Here is a 16,387-nt window from a genome sequence, read left to right as displayed (position 1 = left end):
TCTTCTGGGTATCCACATCTCGACCAACGGCAGCTTTTCTGCAACTCTTGGCTATTCGTGCCTGACGCAACAGCGGACAGTCCCGTTCTTGACGTTAGCTGCAGTCAGGATCAAGGTTTGTATCTTGCTCAGACATGTTTGGCGTACCAGTTGGGTTTTTCTTATACGGCTCATAAAGCGCTGCCTGGCTGTCGCCGTTATCCCACTGATACAGCAGACCTATTTCTTCGCCAGTCTTGGTACAGGTAATGCGACCGATGGCTTCGGCCGTTGTGCGAACACTCTCAAGTTCGGGCAAAACTAGCCCCTCTCGTTAAACAATTCCTTGGGATCGACCTCGAGAGCATCCGCGATCCGCTCCAGAACATCGATTGATGCTGAATTTTTGGCGAGTTCGATCTCGCTGATATAGCTGCGATCTATGTTTGCAGCCAAAGCTAGTTGTTCTTGGCTCAATCCTCTGGAACTTCTTAGATTCCGGACATTTAACCCTACTCGTTCCCGTAATTTCATGGCCTCTATTCGGCCAGATCACAAGAACCGCTCTACGGAATATATTCCACAAAACGCACGCGAACATCATAAACACTATGCTCGCATATGGTGTGAAGGTTGAGGTTGGAGCTAGTGTATCAATAATATAGTAATGTATTCAAAGGGTATTTATTGATATGCGGTGCAAACTAATCAGGAATTGGACTGCCGGAGTTGCTTTGGCTTTGCTTTCAACCGTGGCTCCACAAGCGGCAAAAGCCTATCAGGTTGACTGCGCCATTCTGCTTTGCCTGGCTGGTGGGTGGCCAGCGTCAGCAGAATGTGCTCATGCCCGTGCCGTGTTCATCCGTAGGATCACGCCTTGGCCGATCGAGCCGCCTTTGCAAATCTGGCGTTGCCCTATGGGTGTTTCTGAGCGCGCGCCATTGCAAAGCTCGGCCCCAGAATTCTGGGAAGCCAGCAACCAATCAGGTCAGACTCTTGGCCAAGTCATTCTGGCACAGGTGGTTGAAGGCGGTGCTGATATCGACATCAGCGGTCTGGAATTCGATTTCGTGCGCTCGATCCGAGTCTGGGATGTTCGGTACTACAGCCATCGCAAAGGCGGGCGCGACGATGATTGTTCTGAGAGTTACAACATGCGCCTCGGAACCTACGGCACGCAGGGCGAATTTGGCTGGCAACGCACGACACCAGCGGCTGCCCCGCAATGGGTTCTGCCGTCACGGCGCTGTTCGTCGTCAAACTGGCGGCGCGGTGTCGGTGTTGAATGGAAAGATCACGAAGGCAACCACGAATATGAGTGGGTGGCCTACTAGGGCTATTCGCCGATGTCTTTCATACGTTCTGCGATATCGCCTGCAATGCGCTCATACAGGGCGGCTTGTTTGTCCCTAGGAGTCCCAGGCTTCGGGTTTCTTCGGCGGATGCGTTTGGCAAGCCAGAAGAGCAGTCGTGCGGCTGGATCGGATGTCGCATCCGGTTCTGCGGCCGGGTACTTCTCCTCAAGAGCGACGACGATTTCCTGAGACAGGCTGCGCCGGTTCAGTGTGGCATGCGTTTCCAGACGCTTCTTGAGCGCGGCAGGAAGCAAGAGTTTGAATTGGACCAAGGCTTCTTCTTTCATGATTGCATGATGGACAATATTTGTCCCCAATGATATGGACATTTTATGTCCTTTTATTGAGGTGTAAATATGAAGACGACCCAGTTCAAACTTAACCTTCCAGCGGACGTGAAGGCCTGGCTTGAAGAGGAAGCTGTGCGGAACTTGCGCTCGCAAGGCGCTCAGGTGGTGTCTTGTTTGCGGGCAGCCATGTCGCGGCAGGAAGCCGTGGGTGAGAGGGCTGAAAAATGAGCCCAAGCCATATTCAGCTGATTCCTACCCCGGAGCTTGCGCTTCTCTTCGGCTACAGTGAGCCGAGCGCGTCCTTCTATGACTTCTGCCGTAGGACCGGTATCGCTCCGGTGCCTGGGCGGCGTGGGTGGTATGACCCAAAACTCATTCGCGCGCGATTGGATGCTGTTCAGGGCATCAGCGCGGCAGAACGCGAGGCAACTTCGCAACCGAGCCTCGTTGCACAGCGGAGAGCGCGCCGTGCCCAGAAGTAACCTTCCCAAGGGCGTTCACCGTGTCCGGCGAAAGGTTGTGTCTGGTGTCCGCTACCATTTCTATGCCTGGCGGGGCGGCCCCAAATTTTGGGAAGGGACTGACCCAAACCCCAAAGAACCCGAATTCTTCCATGCGTTTTCACAGTGCGGCACCCCAGTGAGCCCGGCTGAATATCTGACGACTCACTTGGTCGACGATTTTCTGTCCAGTGCGTCCTTGCCTAAGGCTGAGCGTTCAAAGGCTGATATTCGCAAATGGCTGGAACTGTTCCGCGAGGAGTTCGGTGCCGATCCTGTCGCAATGTTCGAAGAGCGCGCCTCGCGGGGTGAGGTCAATAATTGGCGCAAGAAATGGCTTCATTCGCCCAAGCAACACGATATGGCGGGCACCCATGCGACACGCATCCTCAATTGGGCGGTAGAAGAGGGGAAACTCAAAGAGCATCACTGCCACAAGCTCAAGAAGCTCTACCAATCGAACCGGACAGAGATCATCTGGACGAGCGGCGATATCGCCCAGTTCAACAAGCATGCGCCGAAATGGGTGCAGAGGATTCTGACCGCCGGATGCGAAACCGGTTTGCGGGCAGCTGATCTGGTTCAGGTCAAGATGGACCAATTCGAAGACACCCCGCACGGCAAGCGACTTCGTTTTCGCACCAGTAAGCGCGGCCAGATCGCATATATCCCCGCCACATCGGCACTTGAGAAATTGATCGCAGAGACGCCGGAAGGCCAAGAGGTGCTGCTGGTATCAGAGCTTGGCAGGCCTTTGACGGCCCGTTGGGCATCGAACCAGATCACAAAGTGGCGGCGTGAAGCCCAGATTCCTCCGTGGATCGATGGCAGGGAGAAGACTCTGTCTGACACGCGCGGGACGGCGGCGACAAGATTGCTGAATGCCGATCTGTCTTTGCGCCAGATCGCGGTTCTGATGGGGTGGTCGGTTCGCTATGCGGCACAGGTTATCGAGCATTATGCGCAGGTTAGTCCGGACGAAAGCGATGCAGTTTTGCGCAAGCTCAATCGAGCAAAATCACTGTCTCAAGACACAAAAATGTAAACGCCCCTGTAAACGCGGGGCCTCAAGCACGGCAAGGAGTGATGTAAGTGATTGTTTTTAAATGGAGGCGAGTACCGGAATCGAACCGGTGTACACGGATTTGCAATCCGCTGCGTCACCACTCCGCCAACTCGCCTTTTCAAGTAATATCAAATACTTGCCGTGGTGTGACAGGCGTTTTAGCAGCTTTAATCCGGGGCGTCCAGTGGGTTCGGTCTAAATTTGAGGTACTGAAAATTGGATCACCCATTCGGATCACTCTAAAATCTCCACGACAGACGAAAGTTTCCGCTTGCGGGCCGTTGCTGGTTTGCCCGGGATGTGGCACAAACCCATCAACCTTGGGAAATGAATGAGCGATCCAATGACAGATTTCGCAGCCCGCCGCCGCACCATGGTCGATACGCAGGTCCGGCCTTCGGACGTTACCAAGTTCCCGATCATTGATGCCATGCTGTCCGTCAAGCGCGAGAATTTTGTGCCAGACGCGCAACGCGAAGCCGCCTATGTCGAGGGTTTGATAGAACTTGAGGCTGGACGCTGCATTCTGGAACCGAGAACACTGGCCAAGATGTTGGATGTGCTGAACATTACCAATGATGAGGTTGTTCTGGATATTGCTCCGGCGCTGGGATATTCGACGGCTGTTGCAGCCCGTATGGCGCAGTTGGTCGTAGCGGTGGAAGCGGATGAAGCGCTAGCTGCCGAAGCGCAAACGCTGCTGATGGAGGCTGACGCGGATAATGTGGTTGTTCACGTGGGGCCGCTGGATGAGGGCGCCGCCGAGCATGGGCCTTATGACGTGGTCATGATCCAGGGCGGTGTAGAAGAGGTTCCGTCTGCATTGATTGACCAGCTTAAGGATCATGGGCGTATCGCCTGCCTGTTCATGGAAGGTGGTCTTGGGACCGTCCGTATAGGCCACAAATCAGGCGATCGCGTTACCTGGCGCCAGGCATTCAACGCAAGTGCACCAGTTCTGAAGGCTTTCTCGGCCGAGAGTGCATTTTCGCTATAGTCGGCGGGCAGATATATCTGCTGCCTTGATTAGTTCAACACAAAGACGCAAACTGGCCTGAGGGCTGCGTTATTTTGATTTGAGAGGATTTCGCCATGCGTTTTGCAGCAGGAGGAAAGCTGGTCAGGACTCTGGCAGTGACTGCAGGTATTGCTTTGGGCACGTTGCCTGGACGGGCGGTTTGGGCCGACAACCTGACCGACGCGTTCATCGGAGCATATAATACTAGTGGTTTGCTGGAACAGAACCGGGCGTTGCTGCGGGCTGCGGACGAGGATGTGGCGATCGCGCTATCGGCTTTGCGCCCTATTATCAACTGGACCGTCGCGGTTAGCCAAGACTATACGCGCAGCAGAAACAGTGGTGTTACGAACAGTGTTGATCCTTCGAACTTCTTCTCGGGCCTGACGCTGAGCCAGCTGTTGTATGATGGCGGAGCCTCGATTCTAGGCAAGCAATCAGCGCAGGAAACGGTGCTGTCGACCCGGCAGGCGCTGATCGATATCGAACAGCAGGTCCTGTTCCGCGCAGCGACCGCTTACCTGAGTGTTCTGCTGCAGGAAGAGACCGTATCGATTCGTCAAAACAACGTTGAACTGTCCGCAGAAGAGCTTCGCGCCTCGCAGGATCGTTTCGAAGTTGGGGAAGTTACCCGCACAGACGTCGCATTGTCTCAGGCTCAGCTTGCAAGCTCGCAGGCCGATCTGGCGAATGCGCGCGGCGATCTGAGCACTGCTCAGGCGGAATATGTGAACGCAGTCGGCAAACTGCCGGGCCGTACTGCTGGTCAGCCCAGCCTGCCAAACTTGCCCCGCTCCGAGGCCGAGGCTGTCAGCCTGGCACAACGCAATCACCCGTCCATTCTGTCCGCACAGCACCAAGTGCGGGCTTTTGATCTGGTCGTTCAGCAGCAGCGCGCGGGCCTGGGTCCGAATGTCAGCCTGAACGCTGATGCGGGCGTCACCGAGAGCTATGATGACGACGATTATGTGAATGATGCGAGTATCTCGCTGAACTTCAGCCAGCCGATCTATGCGGGTGGTCGACTCGCGGCAAGCGTGCGCCGCGCAATGGCATCGCGGGACGCGTCGCGTGCCAATCTGCTGAATGTTCAAAAGAACATTACGCAGGGCGTGTCTGATGCCTATGTCCGGTTTCAAACTGCAAGCGCAAGCCTGAGGGCCTCTTCGGAACGTGTGCGCGCCTCGGAAGTTGCGTTTGACGGTATCCGCGAAGAGGCAACTTTGGGTGCGCGGACCACTCTGGACGTGCTGGCTGCTCAGCAGGATTTGCTGGACGCGCAGCTTGCCGAAATTGCTTCCAGAACCGAGCGATCTCTGGCGGCTTATCAGTTGCTGCAGGCCCAAGGTTTGCTCACGGCCGAGCGTCTGGGTCTGGCGGTTCAGATTTACGATCCGACCCTTTACTATAATCTGGTGAAGAAAGCCCCCGCGCAGGTCAGCAAGCAGAGCAAAGATCTGGATCGGGTCCTGAAAGCACTGCGTCGGGACTAAACACCCAATACTGCCTGTTGTGAGGTCTGCATTGTTTGGCTACACTCGGACCTGAGGTTAGAGCGGTAGAAAACAATGACAGACAATGTCGTGAACTCCGGGATCGAAGACGTACTGTCATCGGTCAAGCGGCTGGTCAGCGAAGAAGGTCGAAAAGTTCCCGATCTGGTGCGTTCCAAGTCAGAGCGAAAGCCAGGGCGGCTTGTTCTGACTGATGCGCTCAGGGTTGGCGAGCAAACAGGTGTCGAGACGCAGCCTTTCAAGCTGGATGCTGAGTACAGCGCTGAAAAATCGGTGAAACCGATGCTTTTGCGCGCCTGCGATGTTGTTGCGGGTGATGAAGCGGAGTCGGCTACAGAGCATTCACCTGATCCAGTTGCGGAAGAGGGCATAGCCAAAAGTCTAAGTGCCAAAATTGAGGCGCTGGAAGCCGCGATCGCCAGGACCGAAGATCAGTGGGAGCCCGACGGTGACAGCGTAGATGCCTATTCAGGAACGCCAAATCAACCGTTGGAATGGCAACCCCAAGACGAAGCCCCAGATGCAGAGACTGAGACTGTTGAAAAGGCAGTGTTTGTGCGGGACCCAGAGGTATCGGCTGCCGCGGATACAACAGGTTCAGAAGCAGATGCTGCCATGTCCCGGCTTGATGACGATGGCTTGCGCTCTTTGATTGCGCAGGTTGTTCGTGAAGAACTGCAGGGCGTACTGGGTGAACGCATTACGCGGAACGTTCGAAAAATGGTTCGCCGCGAAATCTACCGTGCGTTGGCCGAGCAAAAAGCCGAGTAAAAGTCAGCCTTTAATCGGCGTTTCAGCCAGTTCCAGCAAGCGGTCCAGATCCATATGTCGTTCCAGATGGTCGGCCAGACGATCAAGCGTATCTTCGACACCGTCCTCATAGTGCAGGGTGGAAGAGACTCCCAAAAGCTGTAGGTAGTCGGCCCGAAATTGATCGGATGAGAATATACCGTGTAGGTAGCTTCCGCGTATCCGGCCAGTCCGATCAGCTGCGCCCTCCGGGCGGCCCTCGACCTCCAGCCAAGCGCGGGTGCAATCGTTGCCTTCGGTGCGGCCCATATGGATCTCATATCCGGTTAGCGGTTGGTGCCCCGGCAGGGCGCGTGCAGTCCGCAGGGTCACCTTTTTCTCGCCGACCATAACGGTATCCACATCCAACAGCCCCAATCCATCGACTGTACCTGGCCGCCCGTCCACACCATCGGGATCAGCAATGGTGTTCCCGAGCATCTGGAAGCCGCCACATAGCCCCAACACATGGCCGCCACGTCGGACATGGGCATAGAGGTCGATATCCCAGCCCTGAGCACGGAAGTAGGCCAAATCGCCAATGGTTGACTTGCTTCCGGGCAGCAGGACCAGATCGGCGTCGCCGGGCAGCGCGCGGCCAGCGGGCACGATCTCGACCGTGATGCCAGGCTCTGCCGATAGCGGATCAAGATCATCAAAATTGGCCATCCGTTCCAACTGAGGTACTGCAACCTTACAGGAACCGCCACTGTGGGACCGGATATCCATCATATCTTCGGCTGGCAGCTTCCAGGCATCGTCGAACCAAGGCACAACACCGATACAGGCCCAGCCTGTTCGAGCGGCGATGTCATCGCGACCTTCGTCGAATAGGGATACATCGCCCTTAAAGCGATTGATGGCAAAGCCTCGGATCATTGCCAGATCGCCAGCATCCAGCACGGCCTGAGTCCCGACGATCTGAGCAATTACCCCACCTCGGTGAATATCGCCGACAAGTACGACCGGCACACCCGCGGCGCAGGCGAAGCCCATATTGGCAATATCACCCTGACGCAGGTTGGTCTCGGCCGGGCTTCCGGCCCCTTCAACCAACACCAGATCAGCGTCGGTGCAGAGCCGGTCAAAACTCTGGCGCGCGGCTGTCATCAGCTTGGATTTATCCTTGCGGTAATCGCCAGCCTGCATCGTTCCGGCGCGTTTGCCCTGAATGACGATTTGCGCGCCTGTATCTGTTTCAGGCTTCAAAAGGATCGGGTTCATATCCGTATGTGTGGCGCGTCGTGCCGCCAACGCTTGTAGGGCTTGCGCGCGCCCGATCTCGCCACCATTTTCGGTTACTGCGGCGTTATTCGACATGTTCTGCGGTTTGAACGGGGCAACCCGCAGGCCTCGGCGCGTATAGGCGCGTGCCAATCCGGCCACCAGAACCGATTTTCCAACATTGCTGCCTGTGCCCTGAATCATGATGGCGCGAACCATGCCGTGTCTCCTGTTAGCTAACGCGCAGATGACCTGATTTGACGGTGAAGGGAAAGCCCCGGATGACGCGGCATTGTCATCATTTTTCAGTCATCGGGTGAGGGCGCAGTTTCGCACCGGAATTCATATTCGGGGTCTATGCAACAAAAAAACACGCCTCCATCAATAGGAGGCGCGTTTTTTCAAACAGACTCGTGTCTGTGATCAGGCGGCTTCGGCCTGTTGGGCGGCGTTGCGGCGCTCGCTTTCTTCGCGCGAAAGAGCGACCGAAGTCCGCACACCGCGACCAACGAAATCCATCAATCCGCTGACAACCCGTTCATTTGGGTCGATACCCGCGCAAGACAGCACTTCGCGCCCATCGCGCGAGCGTGCCCAGCGGGCGATCTGTTCTGGGCCATTGCCATACTTTTTGTCGTCGGCGATAGCATCATCCAGCGCAGCCAAAACGACGGCTGCGAAAAGTTTACGAGCACGGTTGCCTTGCTCATTGTTAAAGGCGGTGCCGTCAACGAAATCTCTCATCTCGTCTTCCTTGTTGTTCTTGCTCTTGCATTTTCGGCGTGACGGTTCTTATGACCTATTAAGTGCGATTCGGATACACCTAATGTGCATAGTTGCGTTGCGTCACGCGCATAGCTTGCTGCGGCTGCAGCACAAGGTGTCGTTGTCTTGTCAGGTGCGGCCACGCCAGATATAGGGTGCGCGACTGACGCATCAACCGTTTGTGAAGGATTTAAGTCATGCCCAAGATAAATGGGAACGAAATTCGCCCCGGCAATGTGCTTGAGCATAACGATGGGCTATGGGCCGCTGTCAAAGTTGATCATGTAAAGCCCGGTAAAGGCGGGGCTTTTGCACAGGTCGAACTGCGCAATCTGCGCAATGGTTCCAAACTGAACGAACGTTTCCGCTCAGCTGACAAGGTCGAGCGTGTTCGCCTGGAACAGAAAGACCAGCAGTTTCTATACGAATCCGACGGCATGTTGGTGTTCATGGATTCCGAGACCTATGAGCAGATCGAACTGTCCGCTGATCTGTTGGGTGATCGCCGCCCGTTTCTGCAGGACGGCATGACTATCGTCGTAGAATTTTACGAAAGTGAGGCACTGAACGCCAAACTGCCACAGAAAGTGACGTGCAAGATCGTCGAGACCGAGCCTGTGGTCAAAGGTCAGACCGCTGCGAACTCGTTCAAACCGGCCGTTCTGGACAATGGTGTAAAAGTCATGGTGCCACCATTTGTGGGCCAAGATGAAATGATCGTGGTGAATACTGAAACCATGGACTATTCGGAACGCGCGTAACTGCACTTCTGCTTCAAGACACCGAGAACCGCGACAGCCCGCGCTGCGCGGTTTTTTCTATTTTTAGTCTTTGACGCGTCGGTATTTTTCGGGGTTCGGGCCAAATAGTTCGAGCATCAGTTCGAATTTGATCCGGTTTGCGCTGACCTGGCGATAATAGGCGATCAGAAAAGCCGTGGGGCCTTGAATACGGCTGAGCCCACTGGTGGCGGCAACAACTGTGCCGACATCGGTTCTGCCCTGAAGGACAAGCCAGCCACCCAGCATCAGAACCCCAACCGTCCCGGCGCCATTGATCACGCTTAGAAGGAATTTGGCCGAGAGCTTCCAGATGAACATCTTTCGGCGAGTTTCGTAGATTTTGTCGAATTCCGCTTCGATCTCGTGCGCGGCCGCGTCAATCTTTTCTGCTGTCAAACTGTCGGTGGCGCGGCGCAGTATACGAACGCGTTCGGCGACAAAGACGTTCACTTTGCGTTGCGAAACCAGAACGATGATGATCTGCGGCGCGACCATCGAAAAAGCGATCAAACCCAGCCCCGGCTGTGTAGACGAGATATAGCCAATCACGCTGATCAGAGTGCCGATTTGGACCACCGGGTCGGAAAAGGCACCGCCTGCGAATTTACCCAGCTCTTCTGCTTCGGCAGAAATGGCGGTAGTCATGGTCCCCTTGCGCATGGTCTCGCCGGTTTCATCCAGATCGGCGGACCGGACCAGCAGCCTTTGCCGGATCAGGCGGATCATATCCTCGCCCAATGTTCCCGCCCGATAGCCGAGCAGCCATTTCAGCCCCAGGCTCAGCAAGATAACCACCATCATGCCCGCACCAAGCAGGATCATTCGGTCCACAGATACATCGTCCGAGGTCAGGTGGTTGATGATATCGCGCTGAAACTCCAGCGGGACGGCTGCCAGAGCGGCAACCGCAATAGACAGGATGATAAGGATGATCTGCCGGGCGGAACTGGCACGCCAAATTGCTTTATACAGACGAAACATCAACTCACCCGGATCACTGAACCAAACCTAGTTTGGCAGCCTGTGCTGGGCGGATCAAATGGTTCCGGGGCTGGCGGGGCCATGACCAGGCTGTATTCGAGAATTTTCATTCCTTCAGGCGCACGGTCGCGTCGCCCGCCTGCATATCACCCTTGGCCCTGTCGAGCCTGAGATATGCGATCCCCTGGCCATCCGCTTGGGTAAACAGGCGCCCCACGGATTTCCCGTCAGCAGTTATTTCGGTTCCGACAGGCGTGGTGCCCGCGACATTTACCGTGCGCAGCCCTTTACGCAGCTCGGTCTTGTGTTTCATGCGCGCGGTCACTTCCTGACCGACATAACACCCTTTTTTGAAATCAACGCCGTTCAGCAACTCGAACCCTGATTCCAGAATATAGCTGTCCTCGGTCAGTTCGATTCCGGTTTCGGGAATGCAATGGAGCACGCGGATCGCGTTCCAATCGGTTCCGTCCTCGCTTTCGGCATCTTCCGTATATGCGCGCCAGCCCATATCTGAATGGCGCGGATCGGGCAGGGCCCCATCGGGTGCCAGGCCAGTGCCGCGTTGCAGATTCAGGCCGCTGGCTTCGATCGTCAGGTCGGCGCGCAGCTTGTACATGCTCAGACGTTTGACCAATCCGTCGGCAATAACCTCGGCGACGTCCAGCAAGATATCGTCGCCCTCGCGTTTCAGAAAGAAATCGGCCAGATACTTGCCTTGTGGTGCCAGCAGCGCCGTATAGACCAGACCCCGATCAAGCCCGGCAATGTCATTGGTCACCAGCCCCTGCAAGAAGCTGTCAACGTCGGCACCGGTTAGGCGCAGAATGCGGCGATTGGGCATGGCAGAGTCCTCGTCTTTTCCATGGTGCTCGTGATATATGAGAAGTCGCTCATAAGACCAGAGGATATCCGACGTGCCGGCACCGATCAGTATTGTAATTCCAACCCTGAACGCGGCCGAAACCTTGCCTGCTACACTTGGAGCGCTGATGGAGGGGCTGCGCGCAGGGTTGATCCACGAATTGATTGTGTCGGACGCAGGCTCTACCGACAAAACCCATGAAATCGCCGAGAATGCCGGGGCCAGGATCGTGACCGGAGAAGCCTCGCGCGGGGGGCAGCTGCGCCGTGGCTGTGCAGCCGCCAAAGCCGATTGGCTGTTGGTACTTCATGCGGATACGGTTTTGCAGGACGGGTGGAGCAATGTTGTGCGGGATCATCTGCCCTCGAGGCGACCTGCGGCGTTCAGACTGGCCTTTGTGGCAGCGGGGTTTGCGCCATCCTGGGTTGCCGGATGGGCCAATCTTCGTAGCCGGATCTTTGGGTTGCCCTATGGTGACCAGGGCTTGCTAGTCCGGCGTTCTGAATATCAAGATGCAGGCGGTTTCCCGGAACAGCCCTTGATGGAAGACGTGGCGCTTGCCAAAGAGTTGCGCCGCATCACGCTGTTGTCCGCCCGCGCCTTTACGAGCGCGGACCGGTATGAACGGGCGGGGTGGTTGCGTCGCGGTGGTCGGAATCTGTGGACTCTGACCCGCTATCTTCTGGGCGCTGATCCCGAGCGGTTGGCGCGGGCGTACCGGCAGTAAGCGTCGTTCTGAGTTCGACAATGGATTTGCCCAGCCGGAACGGGGCGGCGAAACTGACAAGGCACAGTGCAATGATCTGAAGCACCAGAATATGCCCGTTTTCTCGCAAATACTCCCATTCATCCTTAAGCTTGCCGACCTGAGTGACAAGGTCATCGTAACTTTGGGCCAAGATCAAATAGTCGCCTGCGATTGCGGGAACTTTCCTGCGCAGATTGTCGATAGCTTCCTGTGTCGGGTCATCCAGCGTTGTGAACACCAGAAACTGGTCGACGTCGAATGAGTGCACTTTCGATGTCATCGCGCGCATGTCATCGCGCTCTTCCTGGGCCTGCCGTCCAAACAGGAATTGTAGCCCCCTCAGAGGGGCGACTTCGTTTGTTACGGCAATAAACAAGGGCAGGTCAGCGTTGCTTGCGGTTGAGGCTGAAAGGAACTCAACTTTTTCGCACAGCGCTCCGATATCCTTGTCATAGGCCGGGTCGCAGAACCGCAAACGAAACCGCGCGGCGTCGCGGTCAAAGGCAAGCGTTGCGGCATAGGCAACGTCAATCTGCCGGTCCAGACGGGAACTGTCCGCTGTATAAAGCCCGGCCATCACCGCAACCAATGCGCCGACCCCGCCCAGAACCACCCAGACCAGATCAGCCAGTTTCCATGCGCGATGCCCGGCTGGCTTGCGAAACAGGAACGCTGTGCCAACTGTGCCGATCAGAAAAAACAGAATCAGCAGCGGCAGCTGGTTTTCGGTAATAAATGTCATGGAAACAAAGTGACCAACCGCCGGTCAAGTGGCAACACTCCTCACGGGCAGTTGTAGTTTTGGAACAATCCGAAGCTAAGAGCCCGAACTTTGACCGAATTTCCTAAACAGCTTGGTGCGATCAAAGGCCTGTTCCAGTTCGACCGTGCGATCTTTGACCGAATCCCAAAGCCGTTCCTGAACTTCGGCTATGGCGCATTCCATCAGGGTCAGTATCGCAGCCATCGAATCCCAGGCAGAAGGCACCGAGATGCGCGCCGCGAATGTGTGTTTGGCCAGCCGGTGGATTGGCGAGCGCCACTGATCGGTCAACAGCACGATTTCGGCCCCGCGCTCGTGGCAGAGCTGACCAATCAGCAGGCTCGCATTCTCATAGCGCCGGACATCCAGCGCGATCAGCACATCCCCTTGACGCACGTCCAACAGATCATGGGTCCAGGATGCGGCGACCGGCAACAGGCGGACATCCGGTCGGATCATTTGCAGGTGCAGATACAGGTATTGCGCCAGTGTTCCGGTAATGCGGCCACCGGTGATGAAAATACGCCGGTTCTGATCGCTCAACAGGCTGCAGAAGCTATCGAATTCGTCGGGGTCGATCTCGTCGATTGTGCGCTTCTGGTTGGCCAGAGAACGCTGGGAATAGCGGTTGAGGATATGTTCTTCGGGCAGGTCATTCTGCCAGACATCACGTTTGGCTACTGGCCCCGAGATCATTTCTTTGACCTCACCACGCAGCGCGGCCTGAAATTGAGGATATCCGTCAAAACCGGTCTTTTGCAGCATCCGTGCAACCGTAGTGGTCGAGACTGAGGCGGTACTGGCCAATTCGGTAATACTACCCAGCCCGGCCATCGGGTAATCATCCAGTAGAACGCTGACCAGTTGCCGTTCAGACGGGGTCATCTTGTCCCGATGGGCCAGAAGCCTGTCTGTCACCCGCACTGGCGTGTCCTCCTATTATGCGACCAGACCATAATGTGAATAATTTTTCAGCAAGATCAAGCTTGGAAAAATTTATACAGAAAAAATATTGACAGGATGATGCGGTCTGTGGAAATTTTTCCACAATGTCTCATTTTGGAATCGCAGGACGGTAGATTGGACTTCGGCAAAGTTGTTCATACGGATTTGGCGGGCAATGCGCCTGTGGTCGTGCTGGTGTGCGAACATGCGTCTAATCGTATCCCGGCTTTTCTGGGCGATATGGGGCTAAGCGCTGAAGCACGCGAAAGTCATATTGCCTGGGATCCAGGCGCACTGGTCGTGGCGCAGGCTATGGCCAAACGCATGTCAGCACCTTTGGTCCATGGCGGGGTGTCTCGGCTGGTCTATGACTGCAATCGCCCGCCCGAGGCGGCGGGTGCAATGCCGATCCGCAGCGAGGATTACGAAATCCCGGCGAACATCAACATGTCGCCCGAGCAGCGAGTGGCCAGAATCGAAAACGTGTATCAGCCGTTTTGCGCCGCTTTGTCGGATTTGATCGATCAGCACAGCGCTTCACTTAGGCTGATGGTGACAATCCACAGTTTCACACCGATCTATCTGGGGCAGAAACGGCAGGTCGAACTGGGTATTCTGCACGGTGTGGACAACCAGTTTGCCACAGCGATGATGGCTGACGAAGCTATCGGCAGCCCTTTTATCATCAGGCTGAATGAGCCTTATTCTGCGGCGGATGGAGTAGCTCATACACTGGATACCCAGGCGCTGCCCCACCGCTTGCTGAACGTGATGATCGAGATCCGCAATGACTTGATCCGCACGCCTAAGCAGCAGGCAGAGATGGCCGATTGCCTAGTGCCCTGGATTGCGCGTGTTCTGTCCGGTTTTCAGGAAGGGGCGTCAGCGTGATCAAAGCGATGAGCGCATATGTCCGTATCGTGGATGCGATCAACTATCGGATCGGGCGGGTCATGATGTGGGGCCTGTTTGTCATGATGGGCATCCTGCTGTGGTCTTCGATATCAAAGACCTTCTTCCTACCGTCGCTCTGGACACTTGAAATGGCACAGTTTGCGATGGTGACCTATTACATCATGGGTGGGCCATATTCGATCCAGCTAGGGTCGAATGTGCGCATGGACCTGTTTTATCACAACTGGAGCCCCCAACGAAAAGCGTGGTTCGATGCATTTACCGTGCTTTTGCTGATCCTCTATCTGGGTGTGCTTTTCTATGGCGGGTTGGGATCGACGGCGTATAGCCTTGGTTATTGGGGCGACGAACCCGTTTCCTACTTCACCGGACTGCTGACCGGCAGTGAAGAGATCGGTCGGCTTGAACGTTCGTCGACTGCGTGGCGACCGTATATCTGGCCGGTCAAATCCATCATGGTTTTCGGTTTCTTCCTGATGTTGCTGCAGGCAGTCTCGGAATTTTTCAAAGACATTGCGCGGATCAACGGGCAGGAAATCGGGGTACAGCGGGCATGAGCCAGGAATATATCGCCATCTTCATGTTCGCGTTGATGATGCTGATGCTGTTCACCGGTCAGCGCGTTTTTGGTGCGATCGGTGCGGTTGCGACGATCGCGGCGCTTTCATTGTGGGGAACCGGAGGGCAGGACATCACATTTTCAGCCGCGATGAAGCTGATGAAGTGGTATCCGCTGCTGACCCTGCCAATGTTCATTTTCATGGGCTATGTGCTCAGCGAAAGCAGGCTGGCGGATGACCTGTATCGCATGTTCCATGTCTGGATGGGGCCGGTGAATGGCGGGCTTGCCATCGGGACGATTGGTTTGATGGTCTTGGTTTCTGCCATGAATGGCCTCAGCGTGGCCGGGATGGCTATTGGAGCCACGATTGCTTTGCCTGAACTGTTGAGACGCGGGTACGACAAAACCATGGTGACCGGTGTCATTCAGGCCGGGTCCAGTTTGGGTATCCTTGTACCGCCTTCGGTGGTTCTGGTGCTGTATGCGATGATCGCCCGTCAACCTGTGGGGCAGTTATGGCTGGCGGGGATCGTGCCCGGCCTGATGATGGCTGGCATGTTCATTCTTTATATATGGATCCGCTGTCGCATTCAGCCCGAGCTTGGTCCAGCGATGAAAGACGCGCACGAGGTTCCGCAGGCCGAGAAAATCCGGTTGCTGGGCGCGGGTGCGTTGCCGCTGATTATCTTCGCTGCGATGATGGTGCCCTTTGTGAACGGGTGGACGTCACTGGTTGAAAGTTCGGCCATCGGAGCGCTGGCGGCATTGGTGGTTTCGGTGGCCAAACGTCGAATGACCTGGGCGATTTTTGAAACCTGTACCAAGCATACGCTGGCGATATCGTGCATGTTCATGTGGATCATCCTTGCAGCACTTGGTTTTGGCGCGGTTTTCGACGGGCTTGGTGCGGTGAAGGCAATCGACAACTTGTTCACCGACCAGTTGGGCCTGTCACCCTGGATGATCCTGATCTTGATGCAGCTCAGCTTTATTGTCATGGGCACGTTTCTGGACGACACCGCGATGCTGGTGATTGTGGCACCGCTTTATGTACCGCTGGTTGGTGCGCTGGGCTTTGACTTGATTTGGTACGGGGTTCTGTACACGATCACCACACAGATCGCCTATATGACACCGCCTTTCGGCTATAACCTATTTCTGATGCGCGCGATGGCACCGCCAGAAATCACGCTGAGGGATATCTATGGCTCGATCTTTCCGTTCGTCGCCGTGATGGTTCTGGCGCTTACGATTATCATGATCTTCCCGGAACTGGCTCTTTGGCTGCCCGGCTATGTCTATGGAAATTAACAAGAATGCCTTTCG

The 16,387-nt window shown here is 55.8% G+C and carries 18 protein-coding genes and 1 tRNA gene; 10 read left to right on the top strand and 9 right to left on the bottom strand.

Annotation, left to right across the window (positions count from 1 at the left end):
- Positions 1-94: 94 nt before the first annotated feature.
- Both AC2FFB_RS04900 and AC2FFB_RS04895 read right to left on the bottom strand, forming a co-directional pair.
- Positions 95-298 carry a hypothetical protein gene (locus tag AC2FFB_RS04900; protein ID WP_496874567.1) on the bottom strand — a complete coding sequence of 68 codons (204 nt, stop codon included), beginning with the start codon at positions 296-298 and terminating at the stop codon, positions 95-97.
- Positions 299-300: 2 nt separating this feature from the next.
- Positions 301-513, bottom strand: a complete 213-nt coding sequence (locus tag AC2FFB_RS04895; RefSeq protein WP_058239030.1) for a helix-turn-helix domain-containing protein — start codon at positions 511-513, stop codon at positions 301-303.
- A gap of 383 nt (positions 514-896) precedes the next feature.
- Here AC2FFB_RS04895 and AC2FFB_RS04890 point away from each other — a divergent pair, with 383 nt between their 5' ends.
- Positions 897-1,313, top strand: coding sequence for a hypothetical protein (locus AC2FFB_RS04890; protein WP_496874566.1), 417 nt, complete (start codon positions 897-899; stop codon positions 1,311-1,313).
- 2 nt (positions 1,314-1,315) lie between these two features.
- On the opposite strand, the gene AC2FFB_RS04885 is transcribed toward AC2FFB_RS04890, so the two are convergent.
- Positions 1,316-1,621, bottom strand: coding sequence for a hypothetical protein (locus AC2FFB_RS04885; RefSeq protein WP_131727396.1), 306 nt, complete (start codon positions 1,619-1,621; stop codon positions 1,316-1,318).
- 471 nt (positions 1,622-2,092) lie between these two features.
- Here AC2FFB_RS04885 and AC2FFB_RS04880 point away from each other — a divergent pair, with 471 nt between their 5' ends.
- On the top strand, positions 2,093-3,169 hold the full coding sequence (locus AC2FFB_RS04880; RefSeq protein ID WP_496874565.1) for a tyrosine-type recombinase/integrase: 1,077 nt from the start codon (positions 2,093-2,095) through the stop codon (positions 3,167-3,169).
- Between the two features lie 62 nt (positions 3,170-3,231).
- On the opposite strand, the gene AC2FFB_RS04875 is transcribed toward AC2FFB_RS04880, so the two are convergent.
- Positions 3,232-3,305, bottom strand: a tRNA-Cys gene (locus tag AC2FFB_RS04875).
- A gap of 228 nt (positions 3,306-3,533) precedes the next feature.
- Between AC2FFB_RS04875 and AC2FFB_RS04870 the strand changes: the two genes are divergently transcribed.
- From AC2FFB_RS04870 to AC2FFB_RS04860, 3 genes are all read left to right on the top strand, one after another.
- On the top strand, positions 3,534-4,187 hold the full coding sequence (locus tag AC2FFB_RS04870; RefSeq protein WP_496874564.1) for a protein-L-isoaspartate O-methyltransferase family protein: 654 nt from the start codon (positions 3,534-3,536) through the stop codon (positions 4,185-4,187).
- Positions 4,188-4,282: 95 nt separating this feature from the next.
- The gene (locus AC2FFB_RS04865) at positions 4,283-5,701 is read left to right on the top strand and encodes a TolC family outer membrane protein (protein WP_281971845.1); all 1,419 of its coding nucleotides are present in this window, start codon (positions 4,283-4,285) and stop codon (positions 5,699-5,701) included.
- A 75-nt stretch (positions 5,702-5,776) separates the two neighbouring features.
- Positions 5,777-6,493: a hypothetical protein gene (locus tag AC2FFB_RS04860; RefSeq protein WP_271947944.1), complete on the top strand. Its 717-nt coding sequence runs from the start codon at positions 5,777-5,779 to the stop codon at positions 6,491-6,493.
- A 3-nt stretch (positions 6,494-6,496) separates the two neighbouring features.
- Here the strand turns inward: AC2FFB_RS04860 and AC2FFB_RS04855 are convergent, their stop codons facing one another.
- Both AC2FFB_RS04855 and AC2FFB_RS04850 read right to left on the bottom strand, forming a co-directional pair.
- Complete coding sequence (locus tag AC2FFB_RS04855) at positions 6,497-7,954, bottom strand: cobyric acid synthase (RefSeq protein ID WP_496874563.1); 1,458 nt, start codon at positions 7,952-7,954, stop codon at positions 6,497-6,499.
- 204 nt (positions 7,955-8,158) lie between these two features.
- Positions 8,159-8,479 carry a DUF6280 family protein gene (locus tag AC2FFB_RS04850; RefSeq protein ID WP_108785849.1) on the bottom strand — a complete coding sequence of 107 codons (321 nt, stop codon included), beginning with the start codon at positions 8,477-8,479 and terminating at the stop codon, positions 8,159-8,161.
- A 218-nt stretch (positions 8,480-8,697) separates the two neighbouring features.
- Here AC2FFB_RS04850 and efp point away from each other — a divergent pair, with 218 nt between their 5' ends.
- Positions 8,698-9,261 (top strand): elongation factor P, encoded by a 564-nt coding sequence (gene efp, locus AC2FFB_RS04845; RefSeq protein WP_142632922.1) that lies wholly within the window; start codon positions 8,698-8,700, stop codon positions 9,259-9,261.
- Between the two features lie 63 nt (positions 9,262-9,324).
- Here efp and AC2FFB_RS04840 read toward each other — a convergent pair whose 3' ends face one another.
- On the bottom strand, positions 9,325-10,263 hold the full coding sequence (locus tag AC2FFB_RS04840) for an ABC transporter transmembrane domain-containing protein (RefSeq protein ID WP_271947939.1): 939 nt from the start codon (positions 10,261-10,263) through the stop codon (positions 9,325-9,327).
- 106 nt (positions 10,264-10,369) lie between these two features.
- Positions 10,370-11,107 (bottom strand): CAF17-like 4Fe-4S cluster assembly/insertion protein YgfZ, encoded by a 738-nt coding sequence (ygfZ, locus tag AC2FFB_RS04835; protein ID WP_496874562.1) that lies wholly within the window; start codon positions 11,105-11,107, stop codon positions 10,370-10,372.
- 73 nt (positions 11,108-11,180) lie between these two features.
- On the opposite strand from ygfZ, the gene AC2FFB_RS04830 reads away from it, so the two are divergent.
- Positions 11,181-11,855, top strand: coding sequence for a TIGR04283 family arsenosugar biosynthesis glycosyltransferase (locus AC2FFB_RS04830; protein ID WP_496751622.1), 675 nt, complete (start codon positions 11,181-11,183; stop codon positions 11,853-11,855).
- A gap of 838 nt (positions 11,856-12,693) precedes the next feature.
- On the opposite strand, the gene AC2FFB_RS04825 is transcribed toward AC2FFB_RS04830, so the two are convergent.
- The gene (locus AC2FFB_RS04825; protein WP_142632930.1) at positions 12,694-13,563 is read right to left on the bottom strand and encodes a MurR/RpiR family transcriptional regulator; all 870 of its coding nucleotides are present in this window, start codon (positions 13,561-13,563) and stop codon (positions 12,694-12,696) included.
- Between the two features lie 156 nt (positions 13,564-13,719).
- Here AC2FFB_RS04825 and AC2FFB_RS04820 point away from each other — a divergent pair, with 156 nt between their 5' ends.
- From AC2FFB_RS04820 to AC2FFB_RS04810, 3 genes are read left to right on the top strand one after another with little or no spacing between them, the layout of a single operon-like run.
- Entirely contained in the window at positions 13,720-14,475 is a 756-nt protein-coding gene (locus AC2FFB_RS04820) for an N-formylglutamate amidohydrolase (RefSeq protein WP_496688570.1), read from the top strand.
- A gap of 8 nt (positions 14,476-14,483) precedes the next feature.
- On the top strand, positions 14,484-15,056 hold the full coding sequence (locus AC2FFB_RS04815; protein ID WP_185956598.1) for a TRAP transporter small permease subunit: 573 nt from the start codon (positions 14,484-14,486) through the stop codon (positions 15,054-15,056).
- Complete coding sequence (locus AC2FFB_RS04810; RefSeq protein ID WP_496713696.1) at positions 15,053-16,372, top strand: TRAP transporter large permease; 1,320 nt, start codon at positions 15,053-15,055, stop codon at positions 16,370-16,372. Before AC2FFB_RS04815 ends, AC2FFB_RS04810 begins: the two co-directional genes overlap by 4 nt.
- Positions 16,373-16,387: the final 15 nt, after the last annotated feature.

It is taken from the genome of Ruegeria sp. YTSA219 (assembly GCF_059609985.1).
The sequence above is the reverse complement of the archived record's forward strand: the minus strand, read 5'-3'. Positions and strand labels throughout refer to the sequence as shown.

Coding starts and splice junctions, on each gene's coding strand:
- AC2FFB_RS04885 (WP_131727396.1), bottom strand. CDS start 1,621: ATGAAAGAAGAAGCCTTGGTCCAATTCAAACTCTTGCTTCCTGCCGCG.
- AC2FFB_RS04840 (WP_271947939.1), bottom strand. CDS start 10,263: ATGTTTCGTCTGTATAAAGCAATTTGGCGTGCCAGTTCCGCCCGGCAG.
- AC2FFB_RS04850 (WP_108785849.1), bottom strand. CDS start 8,479: ATGAGAGATTTCGTTGACGGCACCGCCTTTAACAATGAGCAAGGCAAC.
- AC2FFB_RS04810 (WP_496713696.1), top strand. CDS start 15,053: ATGAGCCAGGAATATATCGCCATCTTCATGTTCGCGTTGATGATGCTG.
- AC2FFB_RS04860 (WP_271947944.1), top strand. CDS start 5,777: ATGACAGACAATGTCGTGAACTCCGGGATCGAAGACGTACTGTCATCG.
- AC2FFB_RS04890 (WP_496874566.1), top strand. CDS start 897: ATGGGTGTTTCTGAGCGCGCGCCATTGCAAAGCTCGGCCCCAGAATTC.
- ygfZ (WP_496874562.1), bottom strand. CDS start 11,107: ATGCCCAATCGCCGCATTCTGCGCCTAACCGGTGCCGACGTTGACAGC.
- efp (WP_142632922.1), top strand. CDS start 8,698: ATGCCCAAGATAAATGGGAACGAAATTCGCCCCGGCAATGTGCTTGAG.
- AC2FFB_RS04855 (WP_496874563.1), bottom strand. CDS start 7,954: ATGGTTCGCGCCATCATGATTCAGGGCACAGGCAGCAATGTTGGAAAA.
- AC2FFB_RS04895 (WP_058239030.1), bottom strand. CDS start 513: ATGAAATTACGGGAACGAGTAGGGTTAAATGTCCGGAATCTAAGAAGT.
- AC2FFB_RS04870 (WP_496874564.1), top strand. CDS start 3,534: ATGACAGATTTCGCAGCCCGCCGCCGCACCATGGTCGATACGCAGGTC.
- AC2FFB_RS04815 (WP_185956598.1), top strand. CDS start 14,484: ATGAGCGCATATGTCCGTATCGTGGATGCGATCAACTATCGGATCGGG.
- AC2FFB_RS04865 (WP_281971845.1), top strand. CDS start 4,283: ATGCGTTTTGCAGCAGGAGGAAAGCTGGTCAGGACTCTGGCAGTGACT.